The organism is Nocardia kruczakiae NBRC 101016, assembly GCF_001612965.1.
Classification (GTDB): domain Bacteria; phylum Actinomycetota; class Actinomycetes; order Mycobacteriales; family Mycobacteriaceae; genus Nocardia; species Nocardia kruczakiae.
This window is the reverse complement of record NZ_BDBL01000005.1, coordinates 131,733-152,325: the sequence shown is the minus strand read 5'-3', so window position 1 is coordinate 152,325 and position 20,593 is coordinate 131,733. Positions and strand designations below refer to the sequence as shown.

At 68.8% G+C, this 20,593-nt stretch carries 18 protein-coding genes, 2 pseudogenes and 1 riboswitch; of the genes and pseudogenes, 5 read left to right on the top strand and 15 right to left on the bottom strand.

What is annotated here, in order from left to right; all coding sequences use genetic code 11:
* Positions 1-70 precede the first annotated feature (70 nt).
* From NK1_RS05270 to NK1_RS05245, 7 genes are all read right to left on the bottom strand, one after another.
* Positions 71-1,201, bottom strand: coding sequence for a polyprenyl synthetase family protein (locus NK1_RS05270; RefSeq protein WP_084460601.1), 1,131 nt, complete (start codon positions 1,199-1,201; stop codon positions 71-73).
* A 143-nt stretch (positions 1,202-1,344) separates the two neighbouring features.
* A complete protein-coding gene (locus tag NK1_RS05265) occupies positions 1,345-2,325 on the bottom strand; it encodes a terpene synthase family protein (RefSeq protein ID WP_157104085.1) in 981 nt (326 codons plus the stop codon).
* A gap of 399 nt (positions 2,326-2,724) precedes the next feature.
* Positions 2,725-2,859, bottom strand: coding sequence for a hypothetical protein (locus tag NK1_RS36000; protein WP_281189102.1), 135 nt, complete (start codon positions 2,857-2,859; stop codon positions 2,725-2,727).
* 6 nt (positions 2,860-2,865) lie between these two features.
* A complete protein-coding gene (locus NK1_RS05260; RefSeq protein WP_245660356.1) occupies positions 2,866-3,729 on the bottom strand; it encodes an alpha/beta fold hydrolase in 864 nt (287 codons plus the stop codon).
* Positions 3,730-3,873: 144 nt separating this feature from the next.
* Positions 3,874-5,007 carry an LLM class flavin-dependent oxidoreductase gene (locus tag NK1_RS05255; RefSeq protein ID WP_063007427.1) on the bottom strand — a complete coding sequence of 378 codons (1,134 nt, stop codon included), beginning with the start codon at positions 5,005-5,007 and terminating at the stop codon, positions 3,874-3,876.
* The gene (locus tag NK1_RS05250) at positions 5,004-6,368 is read right to left on the bottom strand and encodes an NtaA/DmoA family FMN-dependent monooxygenase (RefSeq protein WP_063007426.1); all 1,365 of its coding nucleotides are present in this window, start codon (positions 6,366-6,368) and stop codon (positions 5,004-5,006) included. Before NK1_RS05250 ends, NK1_RS05255 begins: the two co-directional genes overlap by 4 nt.
* A gap of 2 nt (positions 6,369-6,370) precedes the next feature.
* Positions 6,371-7,453 carry an LLM class flavin-dependent oxidoreductase gene (locus NK1_RS05245; RefSeq protein ID WP_063007425.1) on the bottom strand — a complete coding sequence of 361 codons (1,083 nt, stop codon included), beginning with the start codon at positions 7,451-7,453 and terminating at the stop codon, positions 6,371-6,373.
* Between the two features lie 266 nt (positions 7,454-7,719).
* On the opposite strand from NK1_RS05245, the gene NK1_RS05240 reads away from it, so the two are divergent.
* Positions 7,720-8,796 (top strand): hypothetical protein, encoded by a 1,077-nt coding sequence (locus NK1_RS05240; RefSeq protein ID WP_063007424.1) that lies wholly within the window; start codon positions 7,720-7,722, stop codon positions 8,794-8,796.
* Positions 8,797-8,805: 9 nt separating this feature from the next.
* On the opposite strand, the gene NK1_RS05235 is transcribed toward NK1_RS05240, so the two are convergent.
* The 6 genes and pseudogenes from NK1_RS05235 to NK1_RS05210 all read right to left on the bottom strand — a co-directional run bounded on the left by NK1_RS05235 (position 8,806) and on the right by NK1_RS05210 (position 15,428).
* Positions 8,806-10,419, bottom strand: coding sequence for a dipeptide ABC transporter ATP-binding protein (locus tag NK1_RS05235; protein ID WP_063007423.1), 1,614 nt, complete (start codon positions 10,417-10,419; stop codon positions 8,806-8,808).
* 70 nt (positions 10,420-10,489) lie between these two features.
* Entirely contained in the window at positions 10,490-11,365 is an 876-nt protein-coding gene (locus tag NK1_RS05230) for an ABC transporter permease (protein WP_063007422.1), read from the bottom strand.
* Positions 11,358-12,314 (bottom strand): ABC transporter permease, encoded by a 957-nt coding sequence (locus tag NK1_RS05225; RefSeq protein WP_063007542.1) that lies wholly within the window; start codon positions 12,312-12,314, stop codon positions 11,358-11,360. The genes NK1_RS05230 and NK1_RS05225 overlap by 8 nt, the downstream gene beginning before the upstream one ends.
* 5 nt (positions 12,315-12,319) lie before the next feature.
* Positions 12,320-13,927 (bottom strand): ABC transporter substrate-binding protein, encoded by a 1,608-nt coding sequence (locus NK1_RS05220; RefSeq protein ID WP_063007421.1) that lies wholly within the window; start codon positions 13,925-13,927, stop codon positions 12,320-12,322.
* Between the two features lie 163 nt (positions 13,928-14,090).
* Positions 14,091-14,567 (bottom strand): annotated as a pseudogene (locus tag NK1_RS05215) (GNAT family N-acetyltransferase); the annotation flags it as partial.
* Positions 14,561-14,650, bottom strand: a riboswitch (SAM riboswitch). Its footprint overlaps the pseudogene before it by 7 nt.
* A gap of 91 nt (positions 14,651-14,741) precedes the next feature.
* The gene (locus tag NK1_RS05210; protein WP_063007420.1) at positions 14,742-15,428 is read right to left on the bottom strand and encodes a rhomboid-like protein; all 687 of its coding nucleotides are present in this window, start codon (positions 15,426-15,428) and stop codon (positions 14,742-14,744) included.
* 301 nt (positions 15,429-15,729) lie between these two features.
* Here NK1_RS05210 and NK1_RS05205 point away from each other — a divergent pair, with 301 nt between their 5' ends.
* Positions 15,730-16,899, top strand: a complete 1,170-nt coding sequence (locus tag NK1_RS05205; protein ID WP_245660355.1) for a L,D-transpeptidase — start codon at positions 15,730-15,732, stop codon at positions 16,897-16,899.
* A gap of 30 nt (positions 16,900-16,929) precedes the next feature.
* On the top strand, positions 16,930-17,358 hold the full coding sequence (locus tag NK1_RS05200) for an META domain-containing protein (protein WP_063007418.1): 429 nt from the start codon (positions 16,930-16,932) through the stop codon (positions 17,356-17,358).
* A 429-nt stretch (positions 17,359-17,787) separates the two neighbouring features.
* Here NK1_RS05200 and NK1_RS05195 read toward each other — a convergent pair whose 3' ends face one another.
* On the bottom strand, positions 17,788-18,366 hold the full coding sequence (locus tag NK1_RS05195; RefSeq protein WP_063007417.1) for a TetR/AcrR family transcriptional regulator: 579 nt from the start codon (positions 18,364-18,366) through the stop codon (positions 17,788-17,790).
* Positions 18,367-18,456: 90 nt separating this feature from the next.
* On the opposite strand from NK1_RS05195, the gene NK1_RS05190 reads away from it, so the two are divergent.
* Entirely contained in the window at positions 18,457-19,350 is an 894-nt protein-coding gene (locus NK1_RS05190; RefSeq protein WP_063007416.1) for an SDR family oxidoreductase, read from the top strand.
* 77 nt (positions 19,351-19,427) lie between these two features.
* On the opposite strand, the pseudogene NK1_RS35545 reads toward NK1_RS05190, so the two are convergent.
* Positions 19,428-19,820: pseudogene (locus NK1_RS35545) on the bottom strand (DUF4158 domain-containing protein); the annotation flags it as partial.
* 302 nt (positions 19,821-20,122) lie between these two features.
* On the opposite strand from NK1_RS35545, the gene NK1_RS05180 reads away from it, so the two are divergent.
* Entirely contained in the window at positions 20,123-20,545 is a 423-nt protein-coding gene (locus NK1_RS05180; protein WP_439955928.1) for a VOC family protein, read from the top strand.
* Positions 20,546-20,593: the final 48 nt, after the last annotated feature.

Genomic DNA, 20,593 nt, shown 5'->3' with positions numbered 1-20,593 from the left:
CACCGCTACCGAGGAATCGCCGGGAATCGAGGGCCGGTCCGTGATCGCTTGCCGGTGATCACGGACCGGCTCACCTGTTTCGCCGGACCACCACGTGGGCCAGGGTTTCGAGATCGCCCCGGACGACACCCGACGGCAGCCCGGCAAGCGCCGAACGCAACGCCCGGTCGGCGTAATCGCGGGTGAGTTCACGGCCACCGGCGGCAGCGACCAGTTCCGCCGCGCGCGCTACGTCGGCCGTCGTCATCGGCCGCGGCTCGTTGTACAGCCGGGCCAACTCGCGGCCCGCGTCGGTATCGGAGGCCAGTGCGCACACCACCGGAAACGACCGCTTCCGTGCGGCCAGGTCGCTGAGCGCGGGTTTACCGGTCACCGCCGGATCGCCCCAGATGTCGATGGCGTCGTCGACCAGTTGGAACGCGAGCCCCAGATTGCGGCCGAAGGTGTTGAACGCGGCCACCGTCCGCGAATCCGCACCCGCGCACAACGCGCCCAGTGCGCACGAACAACCCAGCAGCACAGCGGTTTTGCCCGCCGCCATGGACAGATAGTCCTCGATGCTCACATCCGGGCGGGTCTCGAAATCACAGTCCTGATACTGGCCGTGGCACAGCGTCGCGGCGGTGCGGGCCAGCCGGATCACCGCGGCGGCACCGGTCTCCTCCGGCACTCCGCCGTCGGAGAGCACGGCGAACGCCAACGCCTGCAACGCGTCTCCGAGCAGAGTGGCATTGGTGGTGCCCCATACCCGCCAGACCGTGGGCCGGCCGTGGCGCAACGGGTCGGCGTCCATCACATCGTCGTGCACGAGGGAGAAGTTGTGCAGCAGTTCGACCGCCGCACCGGCGTGGACGGCATCGGCGGCCGGTGCGCCGCACGCGGCCGCGGCGGCCAGGGTCAGTGCCGGGCGCAGACCCTTGCCGTGCGCACCGGTGCGCAGATTGCCCTCGGCGTCGCACCAGCCGAAGTGATAACCGGCCATCCGGTCCAGGGGGTGACCGAGCGTCGCGACAGCGGCCCGCAGGACCGGCGCGATCGCCGTGCGGGCATCGGCGAGCAAGGCCCCCGCAGAGCGCGTACCGGGTGTGACATCGCTGGCGGCGCGTGGGCGGCGCCCGGGTTCGCGGGGGAGTGTGCAGTCCTTGCGGTCCGCTGCGGGAGGACGTTCGGGAGGGTAGGTGGTGGGTTTGGATGATCGCATGACCGGCCCCGCTCGCTAGGGCACAGCCGCCGCGCCCGCTCCGCGTCGCGGTCGGCGGTGCGTGAAGTATTCATCGTCGCACCGGAACCCGCGGGCCGGGCGGTGGCCCGGGTTGCGTTTGCGCAACGCCCGCGGGTTCGCCGTCAGGTCAGGGGTGCGCCGTGCTCGAGTGCCTCGCGCGGCGCACTGGTGTAGCGCGCGGCCTGATAGTGGTAGTCGAAGTTAGCTCGCACGTATCGGGTGTAACAGGTTGCGGTACTGAGGATATCGGCGCGCTCGCGACGGGACAGGCCCGCCGCGTCGAGTTCGGCGGGCAGCGCATCGATGCCCGCCAGCATCCGGCGCACACATCCGGTGAGCATCCGGTCGACCACCTCCACCGCCTGTTTCCGGTCGAGACCCTGCTGCCGTTCGGCCAGCAGCACCGAGTTGTACAGGTACTCCGAGGCCTCGTCGGAGTCGATGGACAGGATGTCGTTGAACAGTCCCATATGTTCGACCGATGCCTCCCGTATCGCACGCAACGCCGGAAGGGCACGCGCTTCCGCGCACAGGTCGACGCCCTCCGCGATCTCGCTGATGTCGAGAAATACGTACAGTGCAACGGAATCGCGGCGGTGGGCACGGTAGTCGTCCAGATCGGGATAGCGATCGGTGAGCCGCCCGATGCTCTCGGTGTAGTAGGTCCACAGCCACGCGGAGAGTTCGGTGCGTACGGCATGGCGCCACTGGCTGGAACGTCCGGCGCACAGTTCGCGCCAGAGTTCGGCGAAGGCCACCGCGAGCACCCCGCGCGGTTGCGCACCGTCGTCGAACACCTCCTCCAGTTCGGTGATGGTCGCCAAGGTCCGTGCCGGGTCGGGGATTTCGATGTCGAACTGATCGTCGACGATGAAAGCCCACGCGGTGAAACGGCTCAGCAATCCCAGCGCGTCCACCCCGGCGTACGGGCACCACAGCGCGTACATACGAGCCGGCCGGGTCCGGCGCATGCGCCGGCGAGTCGGCTCCGAGGGAACCAGATCACAACGTTCGAGCCAGGCCCACATGACCTGCTCGGCCTCCGATTCGGCGGGATTGGCCCCCTCCGGATCGAACGGCATGAAGAACTCAGTTACATGCATCGAAACCGCCTATCTCGCAAGCAGTTTAACGTGAAGGCGGCAATCCGGGCATTCGGTTTGCCATATCGGGTCGAACCGGTGTGGTGACAAGACGAAGTGCCACAACGGATTCGGATCGATATCGCTCCTGCCGATGGTCGAGCTACCGATTCGACCGCACAGGCGCGGCACCACCGGATATCCATGGCGGGGACACATCCGTTACGGGAGCATTCGTCGGGCGATCGCCGGCGACCCGCGCGGAATACATCGGCGCCAGCGGCCGAGATCGGCACGCCGCTGTACCCGGCGGGCGGCCGTGGGGTGGGGGCAGCGGGCAGGTAGGACGATCCGGACGGTGGGCGGTCGCGTGTGGCATGGGCTCAGCGGCGACCAGCCGCGGCCACCACGTCAGCACGATCATGGCAACCAGCAGGCGCCTGCCGCCGGCAACGTGGCCGCGGCGAGCCGAGCCGCGATCTCGCCCTGGCTCTGCATGTTACGGATGCCGCGCTCGATGTCGCCGGGCCATCGGCGCAGCAGCGCGGCGCTCACCTCCTTTCATGCGTCCTCGAGTGCCAGCATGCCGGCCAGCAGCGGATCCCAGGTCGAGGCAGGCAGTTCATGGCCGATGCCCGGCAGCGGGAGCAGTTCGGCGCCCGGGATCTCACGGGCCATGGCCTGCCCGTTGCCGTACGGGAAGAACGGGTCGTCGGTGCCGTGGACGACGAGGGTCGGCACGGTGAGCTCGCCCAGACGCTCCCGCCAGCGCTCGCCCGCCTCGACGAACGCCAGATTGAGCACACTGGAGCCCATATCGGTCGTGCGGGCGACCGTGCGCCTCGCCTGCTGCCGTGCCCGCTGTTCGTCGAATCCGTGTGCGCCGGACAGTGTCCGGGCCTGCTCGACGCGATAGTCGATCACCGCCGCTCGGTCGGACCAGTCCGGAGCGGGTGTCGCCGTGAAGAAGCCCACGATCCGGTCGGAGTGTTCCGGCAGATCCGGATCCGCCGGGCCGGGCGCGGTCGGGCGGGTGTTGATCAGGGTCAGGGCCGATACACGGTCGCCGTGATCGAGGGCGGCGAGTTGACAGATCCATCCGGCCACCGAGAAGCCCACCAGGTGGGCACGCGGCAGTCCGAAGGTATCCATCAGTCCGACGATGTCGGAAACCAGATCCCGGAGGTCGTATCCCGGCGAGCCGGTCGGATAGGTGGTCGACCGGCCGGTGTCGCGAATGTCGTAGCGAAGGACGAACCGGCCGGCGGTGGCGAGCCGGTCGCAGAACTCGTCCTCCCAGAACAGTCCCGACGTGCTGGGCAGCACCACCGGAGGCCGCCGGCGGTCTCCGAAGGTGGTCACACACAAATCGGCGTCACCGACGGTGACCATGTGCTCGGGCGAGCGTTGACCATGAAGCGGCACGGCGACTCCTCTGCGGTTGCGTCTGCTGAGGAGACTCCTTCCGCACCCGGAACTCATCGGCCGCACATCGAAGCAGCGGTGAGTCTGGTGTTCGTCGCCGCGCTGGGTCTGTGCGCGGCGCTACGTTCTCGCCGCGAGTAGATCCTAGGCGGCGCGGATCTGCGGTAATCCCCATTCGGCGGCGAGCAGTTCGTGTGAGCGCAGCCGGTCCTCGTGCCGGTAGGTGACGCTGGTGACGACGAGTTCGTCGGCGTCGGTCAACTGTTGCAGCGCGGAGAGCCGCTCGGCCACCGAACCGGGTGCGCCGACGAACTGAGTGGTGACGCGATCGTGCACCAGGCGCTGCTGCTGTTCGGTCAGCGCGGGCGCGGTGTCGGGGTCGAGATATTCGGCGGCGCCGGCGCCGCTGCGGATGCTGTAGACCCAATGCCCGTAGGTCGAGGCCAGGTGGGCAGCGGTCGCGTCGTCGTCGGCCACGACCACATCCGCCGACACCACCAGATAGGGCCGGTCGAGCACCGCCGACGGCCGGAAGGCGGCGCGATACGCCTCCACCGTCTCCACGATCGTGCCGGGGGAGACGTGGTAGTTGGCCGCGAAGGGCAGTCCGAGCCGGCCCGCGAGCTGAGCGCTCTCACCGCCGGAACTACCGAACAGCCACAGCTGAACTTCGGCGCCCTCACCCGGAACAGCATGCAGGGCAATACCTTCCGAGCTGCGGTAGTTCCCGGTCAGCAGGTCGCGGATCTCGCGGACCTGACGGCCGTAGTCCAGCGGCTGGGTGCCCGGCAGTTGCAGCGCCTCGAAACTCGCCGCCAGCCGGGCGGTATCGAGCAGCCGTCCGGAACTGAACGGCGGCGGGATCACCACACCGTCGCGTACCCGGGTAGGACGGTCGGGGGCCGGCACCGGTTTCACCCCCGCCGAGCGCACCTCGGCGATCCGATGTGCCGAGCGCCCCAGCCCCAGATCCAGCCGTCCCGGATACAGCGCGTCGATGGTGCCGAAGGCCTCGACCACCGCGGCGGAGGTGTGGTGGCCGGCCTGCACGGCGGCCGAGCCGACCCGGATGGTGTCGGTGGCGGCCGCGATCAACGCGATGAGCGTGGTCGGTGCGGAGGAGGCCACCGCGACGAAATGGTGTTCGGCGACCCAGAATCGGCGATAACCCCACGACTCGGCGTGGCGGGCCAAATCGACGGTGTTGCGCAGCGCCTGCCGCGGTGTGGACCCGGCACTGACGGGGGAGAGATCCAGAATCGACAACGGCACGGTCATGACGCTCGCACTCCTTCGCTGCCGCGATGCGGATGGCGCAGCCCCAGATGTTCGCGCAGGGTCACACCGGTGTATTCGGTTCGGAAACTGCCCAGCTCCTGGAGTTCGGGAACGACCTTGTCCACGAATTCGTCGAGTCCGGCGGGCGTCAGATGGGGGACGAGCACGAAGCCGTCGGCGGCGTCGGACTGGACATACCGATCGATCTCCGCGGCGACCTGAGCGGGCGTGCCGACGAACTGCTGGCGCGCGGTCACCTCGATGATCAGTTCCCGGATGCTCAGCTTCTCGGCGTCCGCCTTGGCGCGCCAGGCCTCGGCCACTGCGCGCGGGTCCTTGGCGTGCCGGACGCGTCCACGAGTGATGTTCGCGTTGTCGACCGGATCGATCTCGGGCAGCGGACCGTCGGGGTCGTAGCCGGAAAGGTCACGGCCCCAGACCTGTTCGAGGAAGGCGATCGCGGTCTGCGGGCCGACCTGCTGCAGCCGGATCTCCCGCGCCCGCTCCTGCGCATCGGCGTCGCTGTCACCGAGCACGAACGTCGCCGCGGGCAGGATCTTCAGATCGTCGCGCCGGCGGCCGTACTTCGCGAGCCGGGTTTTGATGTCGGTGTAGAACTGGCGCCCGTCCTCGAGTTCGCCGTGGCGGCTGAAGATCGCATCGGCCTTCGCGGCGGCGAACTCCCGGCCCTCCTCGGAATCACCGGCCTGGATCTGCACCGGATATCCCTGCGGGCTCGCCGGCAATCCGTAGACGCCCTCGATATCGAATTGCGTTCCGCGATACCTGAATCGGGGCGCCGGGCCGCCGAACACCCCGCGTTCGCGGTCGACGACCGGCGCCCCGCCGGCGCGACTGTCCCAGATCGCGCGGGTCGCGTCGACCACTTCCGCCGCGCGCACGTAGCGCTGCGAGTGGTCCAGATAGCCACCACGCCGGAAATTCTCACCGGTGAACGCGTCGGACGAGGTGACGGCGTTCCAGGCGGCCCGCCCACCCGACAGGTGGTCCAGGCTGGCGAATTGCCGTGCGAGTTCGAAGGGTTCGTTGAACGTGGTGTTGATCGTGCCGGCCAGGCCGAGATGGGTCGTGACCCCGGCGAGCGCGTCGAGCACGGTGAAGGTGTCGGGACGACCGACCACGTCGAGGTCGAAGATCCGGCCGCGATGTTCGCGCAGGCGCAGCCCCTCGGCGAGGAAGAAGAAGTCGAACAATCCGCGCTCGGCGGTGCGCGCCAGGTGGACGAAAGAGTCGAACTCGATCTGGCTGCCCGACTCCGGCACACTCCACACCGTGGTGTTGTTCACCCCGGGGAAGTGGGCGGCCAGATGAATCTGCTTGCGTACCTGTTGTTTCGGCATCCTCATCCTCGGGCGAGTGCGTAGCGGTTGGCGGGGCGCGTCAATCCGATGCGGCTGCGCAGACTGCGTGCCGGCCGGTCGAGCGCGGCGGTGAACGCGGGCACCGCCAGGGGCCGCAGCACCAGACCGTCGGCGGCGCACGCGCGCTGGGTCCGGTCGAACAGCGCTCGCAGTCCGTCGGCGGTGCCGAGGTGGCGCACGGTCGCGGGCGGGGCCGTCGGACCCCAGGCGTCCAGCTGCCCGAGTTCGGCGTGCGCCCGGTCCTCGGTCGCGGCCAGATGCACCTCGACGTCGAGCAGGATCCGCACCTCGTCGGGGGACCGCCCGGCCGCGGCGACTGCGGAGCGCAGCTGGGTGCGCAGGGCGGCGGCTTCGTCGAGATCGGCGGCGCCGACCCGGATCAGATCCGCGCGATGGACCGCGAGGCGGGTACTCGCGGGCGACTCGGCGCGCACCGCGATCGGCGGCTGCCCCTGGGGCGGGCGTGGTGTGATCGAAGGACCCTTGACCGAGAAGTTCTCGCCCTCGAAATCGATGTAGTGCAACCGGTCGCGGTCGATGAAGCGGCCGGTCGCGAGATCGCGGATCTCGGCGTCGTCCTCCCAGCTGTCCCACAACCGGGTCACCACCTCGATCGCCTCCTCGGCCTCGCGCCACAGCGAGGCGTCGTCCTGCGGCTGTTTGCGGCCGAACAGGGTCGTCTGCTCGGGATCCGCGGAGACCGCGACCTCCCAACCGGCCCGGCCGTAGGTGGCGTAATCGAGGGCAGCGATCGCCTTGGACACATGGAACGGTTCGGTGTGGGTGACCGTCGCCTGCGGGATCAGCCCGATGCTGCGGGTCGCGGCGGCGGCGCGGGCGGCGAGCGCGATCGCGTCGAGCGGGCCGTAACCACTGGCGTCCACGCCGAAGGAGTCCGGGAGGAAGACGAAGTCGAGTCCGGCCCGGTCGACGGCGGTGATCGCGTCGAGCCAGTAGCCGGGCGTGAACAGCTCTTCGGCGCGGGAGTCGGCCCGCCGCCACGACGCCGGGTGGATACCCGTGCCGGACAATTCCACCCCGAGCAGAGGCGGGAACGACGACATGCGAAGGCGTCCTTTCGATCGACAGGAGAGACACCGCCGAATCGCGGTTCGCGGGAAGCGGAGATGTCCCGCGATCGCCGGATGGGCAGAAGCTCAAACTATGAGAAATCGCCTGCGGCGTCAGCACTCTCGATCGCGGTGAATTCTATTCTTGCGGCGGGCGGCATCGGCGGGGAGCCGCGTCGGCGAGGACGGCTCGGATTGCGCGGGCCGCCGCATCTGCCCGCTTCCGGAATTCCGGAGCCGCGGGCTCCTAAGGTGGCGGCATGTCCGACAACGAGCGGAATATCCCGGCCGCGGTGCCGGTGGCCCCGACCGGATGGCGCGGCCGCCGGCACCGATTCCGGCACTCGCCGTATCTGCCGGCGACGGTGCTGGTGTTCATCCTGGCGATCGCGGCCGGACTGTTCGCCGGCTCCTACACCTATATCCTCGCCAATCCGACACCACACCGGATTCCGGTCGCGGTCGTCGATGCGGGCACCGCGGTGCCCGCACCCGACCAGCGCTTCCTCGACACCATGGATCAGGCTCTGAACGGCTCCCTGCATCCGCTGCACTACGACACTCCGGCGGCGGCGCGCGAGGCCGTCGAATCGCAGCGGGTGTTCGCCATCCTGGATGTGCGCACCGCGGAGCGGATCCCGGTCGATATTTCGGGTGCGTCCGGATCGTCGGTGGCCCAGGTGCTCGTCACCGCGGCCGCCGAGGCGAGCCGCCAGACCCGGATACCGATCGCGGTGACCGATATCAATCCGCTGCAGCCGGGCGATCCGCGCGGATTGGCGATCTTCTACATCACGCTGGCGGCGGTGATCATCGGCTTCGTCGGCGCCATCCAGCTCAATGTGCACGCCGGTGCGTTGAGCGCGGTGCAGCGGATCGCGTTCACCGTCGCCTACGCCCTGCTGGGCGGGTTCGCGATCGCCGCCGTGGTCGACTGGTGGCTGGGCGCGCTGACGCTGCCGTTCCTGCACTCGTGGGGAATTCTGGCGTTCACGATGTTCACCTCGGGCATGATCTTCTCGATGTTCAGCGCGCTGTTCGGACGCTGGGCGATGATCCCGACCTGGGGGGTGATGGTGCTACTGGGCAATCCGTCCTCCGGCGGCGCGGTGTCGTGGCCGCTGCTGCCCTCGGTTCTCGGCGCGATCGGCCGCTGGCTACCGCCGGGCGCCTCGGTGAACGCCCAGCACACCGCGGTGTATTTCTCCGGCCACCAGCACATATTCCCGTATCTGGTGCTCGCCGGGTGGGCGCTGGTCGCCTCCACGGTGTTCTGGGTGTGGCGGGACCGGCAGGCCGGCGCGAGCGAGCCCGACCCGGCCGACTCCGACGAATAGTTCGCGACCTCATGCGGACCGTTCGATCACCGGCCGCGCGAACCGGCCCGGTACCGCGGCGAGCAGCTCGCGGGTGTATTCGTGCCTGGGGTTGTCGAACAGCGTTGCGGTGGTCGCTGTTTCGACGATCCGCCCCTGCCGCATCACGGCGACGCGGTCGCTGATGCGGCGCACTACGGCCAGATCGTGGGAGATGAACAGATAGCTCAGCTCCAGCTCGGACTGCAGCCGCTCCAGCAGCGCGAGGATCTGCGCCTGCACCCCCACATCGAGTGCCGACACCGGCTCGTCCAGCACCAGCACATCCGGCCGCAGTGCCAGCGCCCGCGCGATCGCGACGCGCTGGCGCTGCCCGCCCGACAGCCGCTCCGGGCGCCGGTCCGCGACCTCGCCGGGAAGCGCGACCTGCTCGAGCAGTTCGGCGACCCGGGCGCGGCGTTCGCTGCGATCGCCGATCCCGAAGGCCTGCAACGGTTCTCCGACGATCTTCGCGACACTGAGAGTGGGATTCAGCGACGTGTACGGGTTCTGGTACACCACCTGGACGCGCCGGCGAAACTCTCGCAGCCCGGCGCCGCGCAACCCGGCGACATCGCGCCCGTCGAAGCGGATGCTGCCCGCATCGGGTGCCGACAGCCTCGCGAGGATGCGAGCGGTGGTGGTCTTGCCGGAACCGGATTCGCCGACCAGCGAGAGTGTTTCGCCGCGATCGAGATCCAGTGACACGTCGTCGACCGCATCCGTGCGCACGCCCCGCGCGATCCGGAAACTCTTGCGCAGACCTGTCGCCACCAGCAGCGGTCGTTCGGCACGCGGGCGCGCCCGGCGCACCGGTGTCTCGGCGCTCGGCGCGGCGGCGAGCAGCTCGGCGGTGTATTCGTGCTGCGGATCGGTGAGAACGGCTGTGGTGGTACCGGTTTCGACGATCCGCCCGTGCCGCATCACCACGATCCGATCGGCCCGGTCGGCGGCCACCGCGAGGTCGTGGGTGATCAGCAGTACCGCGGTGCCGAGTTGTGCGGTGCGATCGGCGAGGTGGTCGAGGATGCGGCGCTGCACGGTGACGTCCAGGGCGCTGGTCGGCTCGTCGGCGATCACCAGTTCCGGTTGGCAGGCCAGGGCGATCGCGATCAGCACCCGCTGGCGTTGCCCGCCGGACAGATCCTGCGGATACTGCCGTGCCCGCACGTCCGGCCGGTCCAGGCCCGCCTCGGTGAGCAACCGCACCGCCTCCAGCCGCGCCGTGCGACGGTCGGCCCGCCGATGGATGCGCAACACCTCCGCCACCTGATCGCCGATGCGCTGCACCGGGTTCAACGACGTACCGGGGTCCTGCGGGACGAGTCCGATGCGCGCACCACGCAGGCCGCGCAGGGTGCGTTCGGACGCGGTGTCGAGCCGGTGCCCGTCGAAAACGATTCCGCCGCCGGTTACCTCCGCCGACTGGGGCAGCAGGCCGATGACGGCATGGGCGAGTGTGGATTTGCCCGAACCCGATTCGCCGACCAGCGCGACGGTCTCCCCGCGCGCGATCTCCAGCGTCGCACCCGACACCGCGTCCACCGACGTGCCACCGTAGCGGACGTGCAGGTCGTCGACCCGCAACAAGGTCTCGTCGCTCATGGTCGAGCCTCCTGTGTCTTGCGGGACACCCGCACCCGGTCGGGCCGACGAGAGGCTGCGCCAGTGTGTCTCATCGGTCCTCCGGTGTCCCGATCGCGCGGCCGATGCGCTGGGCGGCGAGCACCACCGCGACGATCACCAGGCCGGGCAGCGTGGTCATCCACCAGGCGAGCACGAGGTAGTTGCGGCCCTCCGAGATCAGCGAACCCCATTCCGGGGTGGGTGGCGCGGCACCGTAACCGAGGAAGCTGAGCGACGAAATCGCCAGTACCGCAACGCCGAATTCGACCGCGGCCAGCGCGGCGACCGGCGCGTATGCCGTGCGCAGGATGTGGCGTATGAGCACGGTGTGCCAGCGCACCCCGGACGCGAACGCCGCCTCCACGTAGGGCGCGCGACGCACCCGCAGCACTTCCGCGCGCATCACCCGCGCGAACCGGGCGATCAGCGCCACTCCCACCGCGATGGCCACATTCCGGGTACCGAGCCCGAGCACGGTGATGAGTACCAGCGCCGACAACAGTTCCGGAATAGCCAGCAGCACATCGACTCCGCGCATGACGACGGCATCGACGGTCCCGCCGAGGGTGCCCGAGACGAGACCGATCGCCGAACCGATCACCAGCCCCAGCAGCACGGCACAGACGGTCGCCGACAGTGTCAGCGCTGCCCCGTGCGCCACCCTGGTGTACAGGTCGCGGCCGAGGTTGTCGGTGCCGAACCAGTGTTGCGGGCTCGGGCCGCGGAATTTCTCCTCCGGCACTCCCGCGCGTGGATCGTCGCCGGCGAGAAGCGAGGGCGCGACCGCCCAGCCGAGGACCACGATCAGCACGAGAATCGACACCGCCAGTCCGGCGGAGGCACGCAGGCGTTTCGGCGCCAGCGCCCGCCGCAGTTCCGTGATCCGTGCGGCCGCGGGGTCGGCGATGAGCAGTGTGTCAGACATGAGCGCCCACTCTCTCTCGGGCCACGGCGACGCGCGGATCCAGGAGCGGATAGATCAGATCCACCGCCAGGTTCACCACCACGAAGGCCAGGGCGGCGATCAAGACGATGCCCTGCACCACCGGAATGTCCTGATGCAGCACCGCGTTCTGGGTGAGCCGGCCCAGACCGCCGCGGGAGAACACGGTCTCGACCACCACCGAACCCGCCAGCACCGTGCCGACCCACAGTCCCGCGACGGTGAGCGCGGGTCCGGCCGCCGCGCGCAGCACATGCCGCCACTGCACCCACAGCCGCGAGGCGCCTTTGGCGAAGGCCACATCGACGAACGGCTGCCGCCACGTGGTGGCCAGACCGCTGTAGAACACCTGCGCGATCACCGCGCCGACGGGCACGGCCAGCGTGATCGCGGGCAGGATCGTACCGCTGAAGCCGGTCCCGCCGAATGCGGGCACGAGGCGCAGGCGAAACGAGAACAGTTGCAGCAGAAGCAGTCCCACCCAGAACGTGGGCATCGCCGCACCGATCGGCGGCAACGCCGTCAGCAGATTCCGCAACCACGGCCGCCGGGTGTAGGACGCGGCCACGGCCAGCGCGGCGCCGAAGACGATCGCCAGCAGCAGCGCGAGCCCGGCCAGCGCCAGCGTCGAGGGAATCGACTGCGCCAGCGCGCCGGTGACGGACTGCCCGGTGTTCAGGGAGCGCCCGAGATCACCGCGGACGGCGTGGGTGAGGGCGGTCCAATATTGTTCCGGCACCGAGCGATCCAGCCCGTATCTGGCCCTCAGTTCCGCGATGGCGGCCGGATCCGGCGGCACGCCCGGATCCGCGTCCACAGCCATCTGCACCGGATCCGACGGCAGCAGGAACAACACGGCGAAGGAGATGGTGAACGCCGCCCACAACACCCCGATCGCCTGCAGCACCCGCACGATCACATACCGGGTCATCGGATTCATCGTTTGCTCAACCAGGTGTCGTAGAACTGCAGGCGCGCCGAGGCCTCGAACTTCAGATCGTGCACCGCGCCGGACACCCCGATCGCCTGCGACAATTCGATCGTCGGCAACCACAGTCCGTTCTCGATCACCGATCGCTGCGCCTGACCGATGATCCCCGCCCGCGCCACCGGATCGGTGGTCGACAACTGGTCGGCGAGCGCCTGGTCCAGCGCCGGAATCGGCCCGCGCTGGTTGAGGTTTCGCTGCCCGCGGCCGAACGTGGTGCGCAGGATGTCGCCGTCGGCGCGGGTGGTGTTGAAGTAGGTGGCGTCGAAATCTCCGGAGTTCTGGCGCGCGGTGTAGTCGGCGACGGGCGTCAACTCCAGCCGGATGTCCACCCCGATCTTGCGCAATTGCTGCTGCACCAGTTCCAAGGTCGCCTGATTCGCGGCGAACTGCGCACCGAACAGCACACCGAACGACAGCCGCCGCCCGTCCTTCACGCGGATCCCGTCGCCGCCGGGCACCCATCCGGCCTGATCCAGAATGCGGCGCGCCTGGTCGGGGTCGTAGGCGATCGACTTCGAAAGATCCACGTAACCGGGTGTTTTCGAGGCCAGCGGCCCGGTGGCGGGCAGGAACTGCGGCCCCAGCACCGTATCCACCAGCTGCTTGCGGTCGATTCCGTGCAACAGGGCCTGGCGCACGGCGGAATCCGACAGCGGCGCGCGACTCACATTCGGTTGCAGCCCGAAGGGAACGCCGGGGTTCGAGTCGAACTGCACCTTGGCGCCGGCTGCCTCGAGTTGCGGAACGTCCTGGGGCAGCGCGTCACTGACGGCGTCGAGCTGGTTCGACGACAGGCTGCCGGTCCGCACCCCGGCCTCGGGGACGACCGTGAATTCGATGCGATCCAGATACGCCTCGCCGGAATGGGCGAATACCGCCGAACCCCACCGATATCCGGGGCGCTTCACCAGCGTGGCCGAGGCGTCCTGGCGATAACCGGCGTAGACGAACGGACCGCTGCCGATATTGTCGCCGAGGCAGCGCTGTTCGGCCGGTTTCGCGGTGGTCGCGTCCGCGAGAATGCCCAGCTGCGGTGTCGAGGAGGCCTGTAGGAACTGGGCGTTCGGCGCGTCGAATCGAACCTCGGCGGTAAGCGGATCGACCGCGGTGGTGCCCGCGTAGCCGGCCAGATAGCTCGCTCCCAGCGGCGCTTTCGCCGCGGTGAGCGTGTGCACGATGGCGTCGAAGTTCTTCTGCACCGACGTGGCGGTCAGCGGCGAGCCGTCGCTGAACGTGACGTCGGGCCGCAAATGGAAGGTGAAGGTCTTCGCGTCCGGGCTCACCTGCCACGAGGTGGCCAGCCACGGCTCGATCTCCCCGCTCGCGGGATCCTGGTCGGTGAGCGAATCCACGATCTGGCGTGCCACGTACAGGGTTTGGTTGGTGCCGGCCTGGGCAGGATCCGAGCAGGTCGGCGCCTGCGACAGGCCGTAGCGCAGGGTGCCGCCCGGCTGCGGGGGACCGGCGTCGCCGCCACCACCGGAGGTGTTCGCGCAGGCGGCGATCGCCAGCGTCGCGGTGAGCGCGAGCGCCGGCGAGAGGATTCGTTTCATTCGGTGACTCCGGGTGGATCGATGCGGAATTTCATACGTGGACGGCACCGGCCTCGCCGCGCACCGGCTGATAGCGGAACCCGGACCGCACCGGTGTGTACACACCGTCGCGGTCCCGGCCGAAACGATTGCGCCGCTGCGCTTTTGCCACACGAGTCGGATACTTCTCGAACGCATGCGCGAGCAGACCGGGCAGCACGGACGGGGTGCGCTCGAGCGGGGTGTAGCCCGCGGACAGGTACAGGGCGACCGCTTCGGGCTGCCGCGGACCCGTGGTCAGGTAGATCCGCCGATATCCGCGGCGCAGCGCTTCGGCCTCGAGTTCGGCGAGTACGAAGGTCGCCAGGCCGCGGCGGCGGTGCTCGCGCGCGGTCCAGATGCGTTTCAATTCGGCGCTCCGCTCGTCGTAACGGCGGAACGCACCGCCGGCGACGGGTTCGCCGTCCTCGACCACCACCAGCAGATCGCCGTGCGGGGCCGCGAAATCGGCGGCCGGGTAGTTCACCAGATCGGCGTGCACCTCACCGACGCTCCGGCCGTAGCGGCTGCTGTATTCGATGGCCAGCTCCGCCAGCAGCGGCGCGGCCATAGGATCGTCCTGGCCGACGTGAAAAACGCTGCGTACCATTGATTCCTCCATCGGTCCCGGCGGTAGCACCCACACCCAGTCGGGGGTTGCTGCGACGTCGTGGAGCCGGGTCTCTCGATCGCTCTGGATGGGCGAAACGTCACGCTAGGGGAATTCCGATGCGGGGTCAGCACTCTGGATCGCACTGAATCCAATCCTTGCCGCGGCGCCCGTCCGGCGGTGTGATTATCGGTGTCGCACCGACCCGGCGAGCCCACGCACCGCCACCTCCGGATCCCACACTCCCGGCCGCCCGAGGGTCAGCGGATAGCAGGCCAAACCGAGCACCATCGCACTGAAATGCCCTATGTCGGTGAAGGTTCGGTTCGCGAACACCGGAATCGCATAGAAGACGACCACCCCGAGCAGATACAGGTACCGCCACGGCGTCGCGATCCGATACACCAGCACGGCGATCACACCCGCCAAGGCGTAGCTCACGCCGTAGTCGAGGGTGTTCACCGCGGATTCGGGTGCGTAACCGTGCTGAATAGCCCAATACAGCACACCTTCGCTGAGGTAGGTCGCGCCCACGTGCGCGATCACGACCACCGCCAGCCAGCGCAGCGTCCCCAGCCAGCGTTCGGCCTGGGCGTGGAAGACGGTGTAGCTGACCGCGTACCCGAACCAGCCGCCGCCGGCGAGCCAGAAGGCGCTGGAGATCAGCACGTGCACCGGGTCCTCGCGCAGGTGATGCAGATTGGTCGAGCGGTTGCCCAGCAGGATCTCGGCCTGATCGGGGGACAGGTGCCGGACCACGAGGGTGGACACGAGCAGGGTGGCCAGCCAGATGTAGGTGCCGGGCGCGTGCCGGATGTAGTCGCCGATCGCGGCCGCGGCGGTCCGCCACCGGGAGCCATCTTGCCTGGGCATCGGTCACCTTCCTCGACAGACATCGAAGATCGCTTCACTATTAGCCCGCACGCCGCCACCGCACTCACCCGCGGCGGGTGAGCCCGCGCCACACCCCGCCGAATACCCCGAATACGGCAAAACGCCTGGTCCGGCCACGCCGGGCGCGCACCGAGCGACGACGACACGTACTCTCTGCTGCGGTGCGACACCGGATTCATGGTGTGGACTGGAGGGTGCTGTGTCCCGGGTGGGCGCTGTGCATGCGAGGGTGCGAGACAGAGGCGGTGAGGACGTGCGCAGGCGTCGATCTCTAGTGGTGGTGTCGGCGGTACTGACGGCGATCGTCGTGCTCGTCGGCGGATGTGGCGGCTCGGGTGGCGGCACCTCCTCGGCGCCGGTGTCCGAGGGGCCCGATATCACCGCGCCCGCGGCGATCGATGTGCCCGCCGCCGATCACGGACCACTCAATCCGGCGACGCCCCTCGTGGTGAACTCCGCCGACGGCATGCTCACCAAGGTCACTGTCACCGACGGCGACGGCAAAGCGGTCGCCGGTGATTTCGGCGCCGACCATCACAGCTGGACGTCGAAGGATCCGCTGAACTACGGGGCCACCTACCGCGTCGATGCCCAAGCGGTCAACCTCGCCCAGGTCGCGACCGACAAGACCGTCACCGTCACCACGATCGACGCCGGCCACAAGGCATACGCGAACGTGGTGCCCGCGCCCGATCTGGTCGCGCAGACCGGCATCGGGGTGGGGCAGCCGATGGTGTTCCAGTTCACCGCGCCGGTGGCGAACAAGGCGGAGGTGCAGAAGCATCTGAAGGTCACCGTCACCCCGCCGCAGCCCGGCGCGTGGTACTGGGTCGACGACAAGGATGTGCACTACCGCGCCGCGCAGTACTGGCAGCCGGGCACCAAGATCCACATCGAAGCCGATGTCTTCGGTGTCGACCTCGGCGACGGGGTGTTCGGCGCCGAGAACAACAGTGCCGACTACACGGTGCACGACTCCTGGATCGCGCAGGCCGACGGCAACACCGAACAGCTGACGATCCTGCACAACGGTGCGCAGGTGAACCAGATGCCGATGAGTCTCGGCTCGCCCGGTTTCCCTTCCCATGAAGGGCCGCACGTCATTTCGGAGAAATCGCCGTCGATCATCATGGACTCCTGCAGCTACGGAGTCTGCGCCGGCCAGCCCGGGTACTACCGCGAGAAGGTGGACCTGGACGAACGCATCTCCAACGACGGCGAATTCGTCCACTCGGCACCCTGGTCGGTCGGACAGCAGGGGGCCAGCAACGTGTCGCACGGCTGCGTGAATCTCTCACCCGACAACGCCCAGTGGTTCTTCGACCACTTCGGCGTCGGCGACGTCGTGGAGATCACCAACTCGGGCGGCCAGCCGTTGCCCGTATGGGACACCTACGGCGATTGGGAGGTTCCATGGAACGTCTGGCAGGCCGGTAACGCGAGCAGCTGATCCGGACTACCCGGCCGCTACCATCCGATCATGTCGGCGAATATCCTGCGAATCGTTCCCGTCCTGGCCGTACTGGCGGCCGGCGTCGCCTGCTCCTCCGGAAATGATTCCACCCCAACGGATTCCACACCCGTCGGCCACACCTACGTCTCCACCGATGTCCAGGGTCCGCGAATCCCCGGCGACGGCCCGCTGCGACTGACCTTCACCGAGGGGCGTCTCAGCGCCACCGCCGGCTGCAACACCCTCATGGGCTCCGCCGACCTGGCCGGCAGCACCCTCCACACCGGCCCTCTCGCCGGCACCCGCATGGCCTGCGTCGGCGACCGCGCCGGCGCCGACGAATGGGCGACCTCGCTCCTGCAGGCAAGCCCCGCATGGAGTCTCGACGGCGCGACACTGACGTTGAAGACCGCCGACCGCGCCGTGACACTGCACGAGTCGGAACCGGCCGGCTGAACTCCGCGATCCGAACAGCACGTCGCCATCACGCTCGGCGAACGGAGTCACAAACGGGCACAGGCGATTTCCGGCCGTGCCGCTAGAGAATCGGCCGTAACGGAAACCATCGGTCTGACCGGCGGTGCCATCGAATGCTGCCCGAACGGCTCAAGGAGCCTGGGCGGGGGGCATAATCGTGCGATGACGGCTGCCAGAACTGAACGCCACCAAGGGATCTCGGCGTCCTTGGCAGCTTGCAGCGATTTCGAGCTCACCGAGTTAGCGGTAGCATCGGCCGGATATCGGGCGGTGCGACCGCTAGCTCAGACGTGCTGCTCGAGCCAGAAGTGGTTCGCGCGCTGTCGGACCGGCACTCGTCACGCGGGCGCGGTGCGCCGACGCCGCATGCTGTCGGCTATCGGCACTGCGCCGGGTCGGTGAAGCGAGTCAGCCCAGCGTGGCGGCTGCGGCGCGAAGGCCCGCCAGGGCGGCCAGCGTATGGTGCGCGAGCCCGGTCGCGTCGTCACCGTCGGCTTCGGTCCACCGGGCGAAGCCGCGCTTGAATGCGAGGACCCCTAACTCGGCCGCGAGGACCGCGGTCGGATCGGGGACGCCGCGGGCAACGAGTGCGGCAGTCATGGCGGTCGCTAGACCGAGGCTCTTGAGCGCATCCCGCTCCTGGAGCTCGACACTGGCCGCCACAGCGGCTTTCAGGCGGGGGCCGAGCTCGCGATTCATCGGTCCCATCTCGTTCGATGCCCGTTCCAGACCGACCGCGACCGCCTCCAACGGGCCGGCGCTCGCCGGTGCGTCCGCGATGCCCTCGGCGAGCAGCCGACTCAGCGTCTCCTGCCCGGCCACCAGGATTTCCCGTTTGTCGGAGAAGTGCCGGAAGAACGTACTTCTGGTGACTCCGGCACGCTCGGCGATCTGCGCCACGGTGGTGGCGTCGTATCCCTGCTCGGTGAACAGGTCCACGGCCGCGACGACCATGCGTTCTCGCGCCCCAGGTTCCCAACGAGCCATATTGCCACCATAACAGAGTGATGCGACAGGTGTCCCATCGGTTTGCTACTGTGATGAGACAACAGTCCCATCACTGAGCGGGAGAGTCTCATGCATGTCTTCGTCACCGGCGGTACCGGCACCATCGGCTCCGCCGTCGTCGCCGAGTTGCTAGGCAACGGCCACACCGTCCTCGCACTGGCCCGCTCGGACGCCTCCGCGCAGGCGCTCCGGGGCGCCGGCGCCGAGGTGCTGCGTGGCACGATCGCGGATCTCGATGTCCTGCGGGCCGGTGCCGCAAAGTCCGACGGCGTGATCAGCCTCGCCTTCAGCCGCGACTACAGCGACACGGATGGGCTCGCACAGGCCGTCGCCGAGGAGAGCGCCGCCGCTGCCGCGCTGGTCGGGGAGCTGATCGGCAGCGACCGCCCGATCGTCACCGTCTCGGGCACACCCTGGGTGCCGGGCCGCCCCTCCACCGAGACCGATCCACTGCCGACCGACGGACCGGTGGGCGGTCGCGGCCGAACGGTCAATGCTCTGCTGGAGATGGCCTCGCGCGGAGCCCGCGCCACGGCCGTCCGCATGCCGCGCACCGTTCACAACGAGGGCAAGGGCGGATTCGCCGGCCTGCTGATTGATCAAGCGCGCCGCACCGGGGTCGCCGGTTACCCGGGCGACGGCACCCAGCGCTGGCCAGCCGTGCACGCCCTCGACGCGGCGGTCCTGTTCCGGCTGGCCCTGGAATCGGCGCCGGCCGGGACGGCCTGGCACGCAGTCGCCGACGAGGGCGACGCGGTGCGGGACATCGCCACCGTCATCGGCCGGCGACTGGGCCTGCCGGTCGAGCCGGTGCCGGAGGAAAGCTTCGGCCCGTTCGGCCCGATCTTCGCGTTGGACCAGCCCGCGTCCAGCATCCACACCCGCGAAACCCTCGGGTGGCAGCCGAAACACCCCGGCCTGCTCGACGACCTGGAGAACATCCAGCCATCGGCGGGCCACTGATCGGCGGCCTGTTTGGTCTCAGCGACCAGCCGCTCCAGCGTGGTGACGCCGCGCAGCAGCGCGCCTTTCTCCCGCAGCCACCGCACCGCCCCGGCGGTGAGAACCTTCGGGCCGTCGCCGGTCGTCCACGCCTGATCGGCGATCCACGCCACCAGCTCACCCTCGATGTCGGCGAACTCGATCAGCCCGTACCGGCGGATGATCTCGTCCTGATGGTCATACCGGGTCTGCTTGCGGTCCAGGTACGCCTTCACGCACGCCGGATCGTCGATGCTCAGCTGCTCGGCCAGATAGTCCACCACATTCGCTGGCACCTCCAGCGGTTCCGGCAGGAACATCCCCAGGTAGCGGACCGTCACCAGCTGGACGGCGAACCCCGATCGATTGCTGTCGCGGCGCCGCTCGGCAATCAGCTCCCGGTCCTGCTCGTCGAGATGGAAGAACCGCTCCAGCTCGGCCCGCGTCAGCACCCCGAACTGGCCGTACCCCGCCACCACACCCTCATCACGCACAGCCGCTCATGAAACCACCAGCGCCACAACGACGCTCAGCAACCACCCACTACTGTTCAACCTCCGGTTGCATGCCGGGCATGGGTGCCGGTCCGAGATCACCTTGGCGAGGATCTGCCGCGAGCGGGGCCATCTGCCCCCGGATTAGGGGTAGGGCGCCGGTTGTCGATCCGTGTCGTCGAGGTGTTGGACCACGGGGCCAAGACCTTGCAGGCCGGGCGTTTGCTGGGAACCTGCGGGTAGGGGGACGGCGTGCAAGCATGTACGACATGGCGATTGCTACGGGATCCATTGCGCACATCCGTCTCACGGTGTGCGATATCGGCCGTTCGCGGGACTTCTACGACAAAGTTTTCGGCTGGCCTGTGGCGTTGGAGGTTCCGGCCGATGCGGATGAGCAGACGCGGGAGCGCCTCGGTTTTCTCTATGGCGGGGTGCTCTACCGGATGGAACACGGGATGCTCGGTTTGCGGCCCGTGGGCAACGATCGGTTCGACGAGAATCGCGTCGGTCTCGACCACCTCGCTTTCCCGGTTGCCTCGCTCGCCGAATTGGAAGCCGCCGCAGCGCATCTCGACGCGTGTGGGATCGCGCATGAGGACATCAAGGACATCGGCGTCAGTTACATACTGGAGTTCCGGGATCCGGACAATATCGCTCTGGAGCTGGTCGCACCCAAGTAGCCGCCAGGTGCGTGGACGGCGGCGACAGCCGGGCTCGGTGTAGTCGGC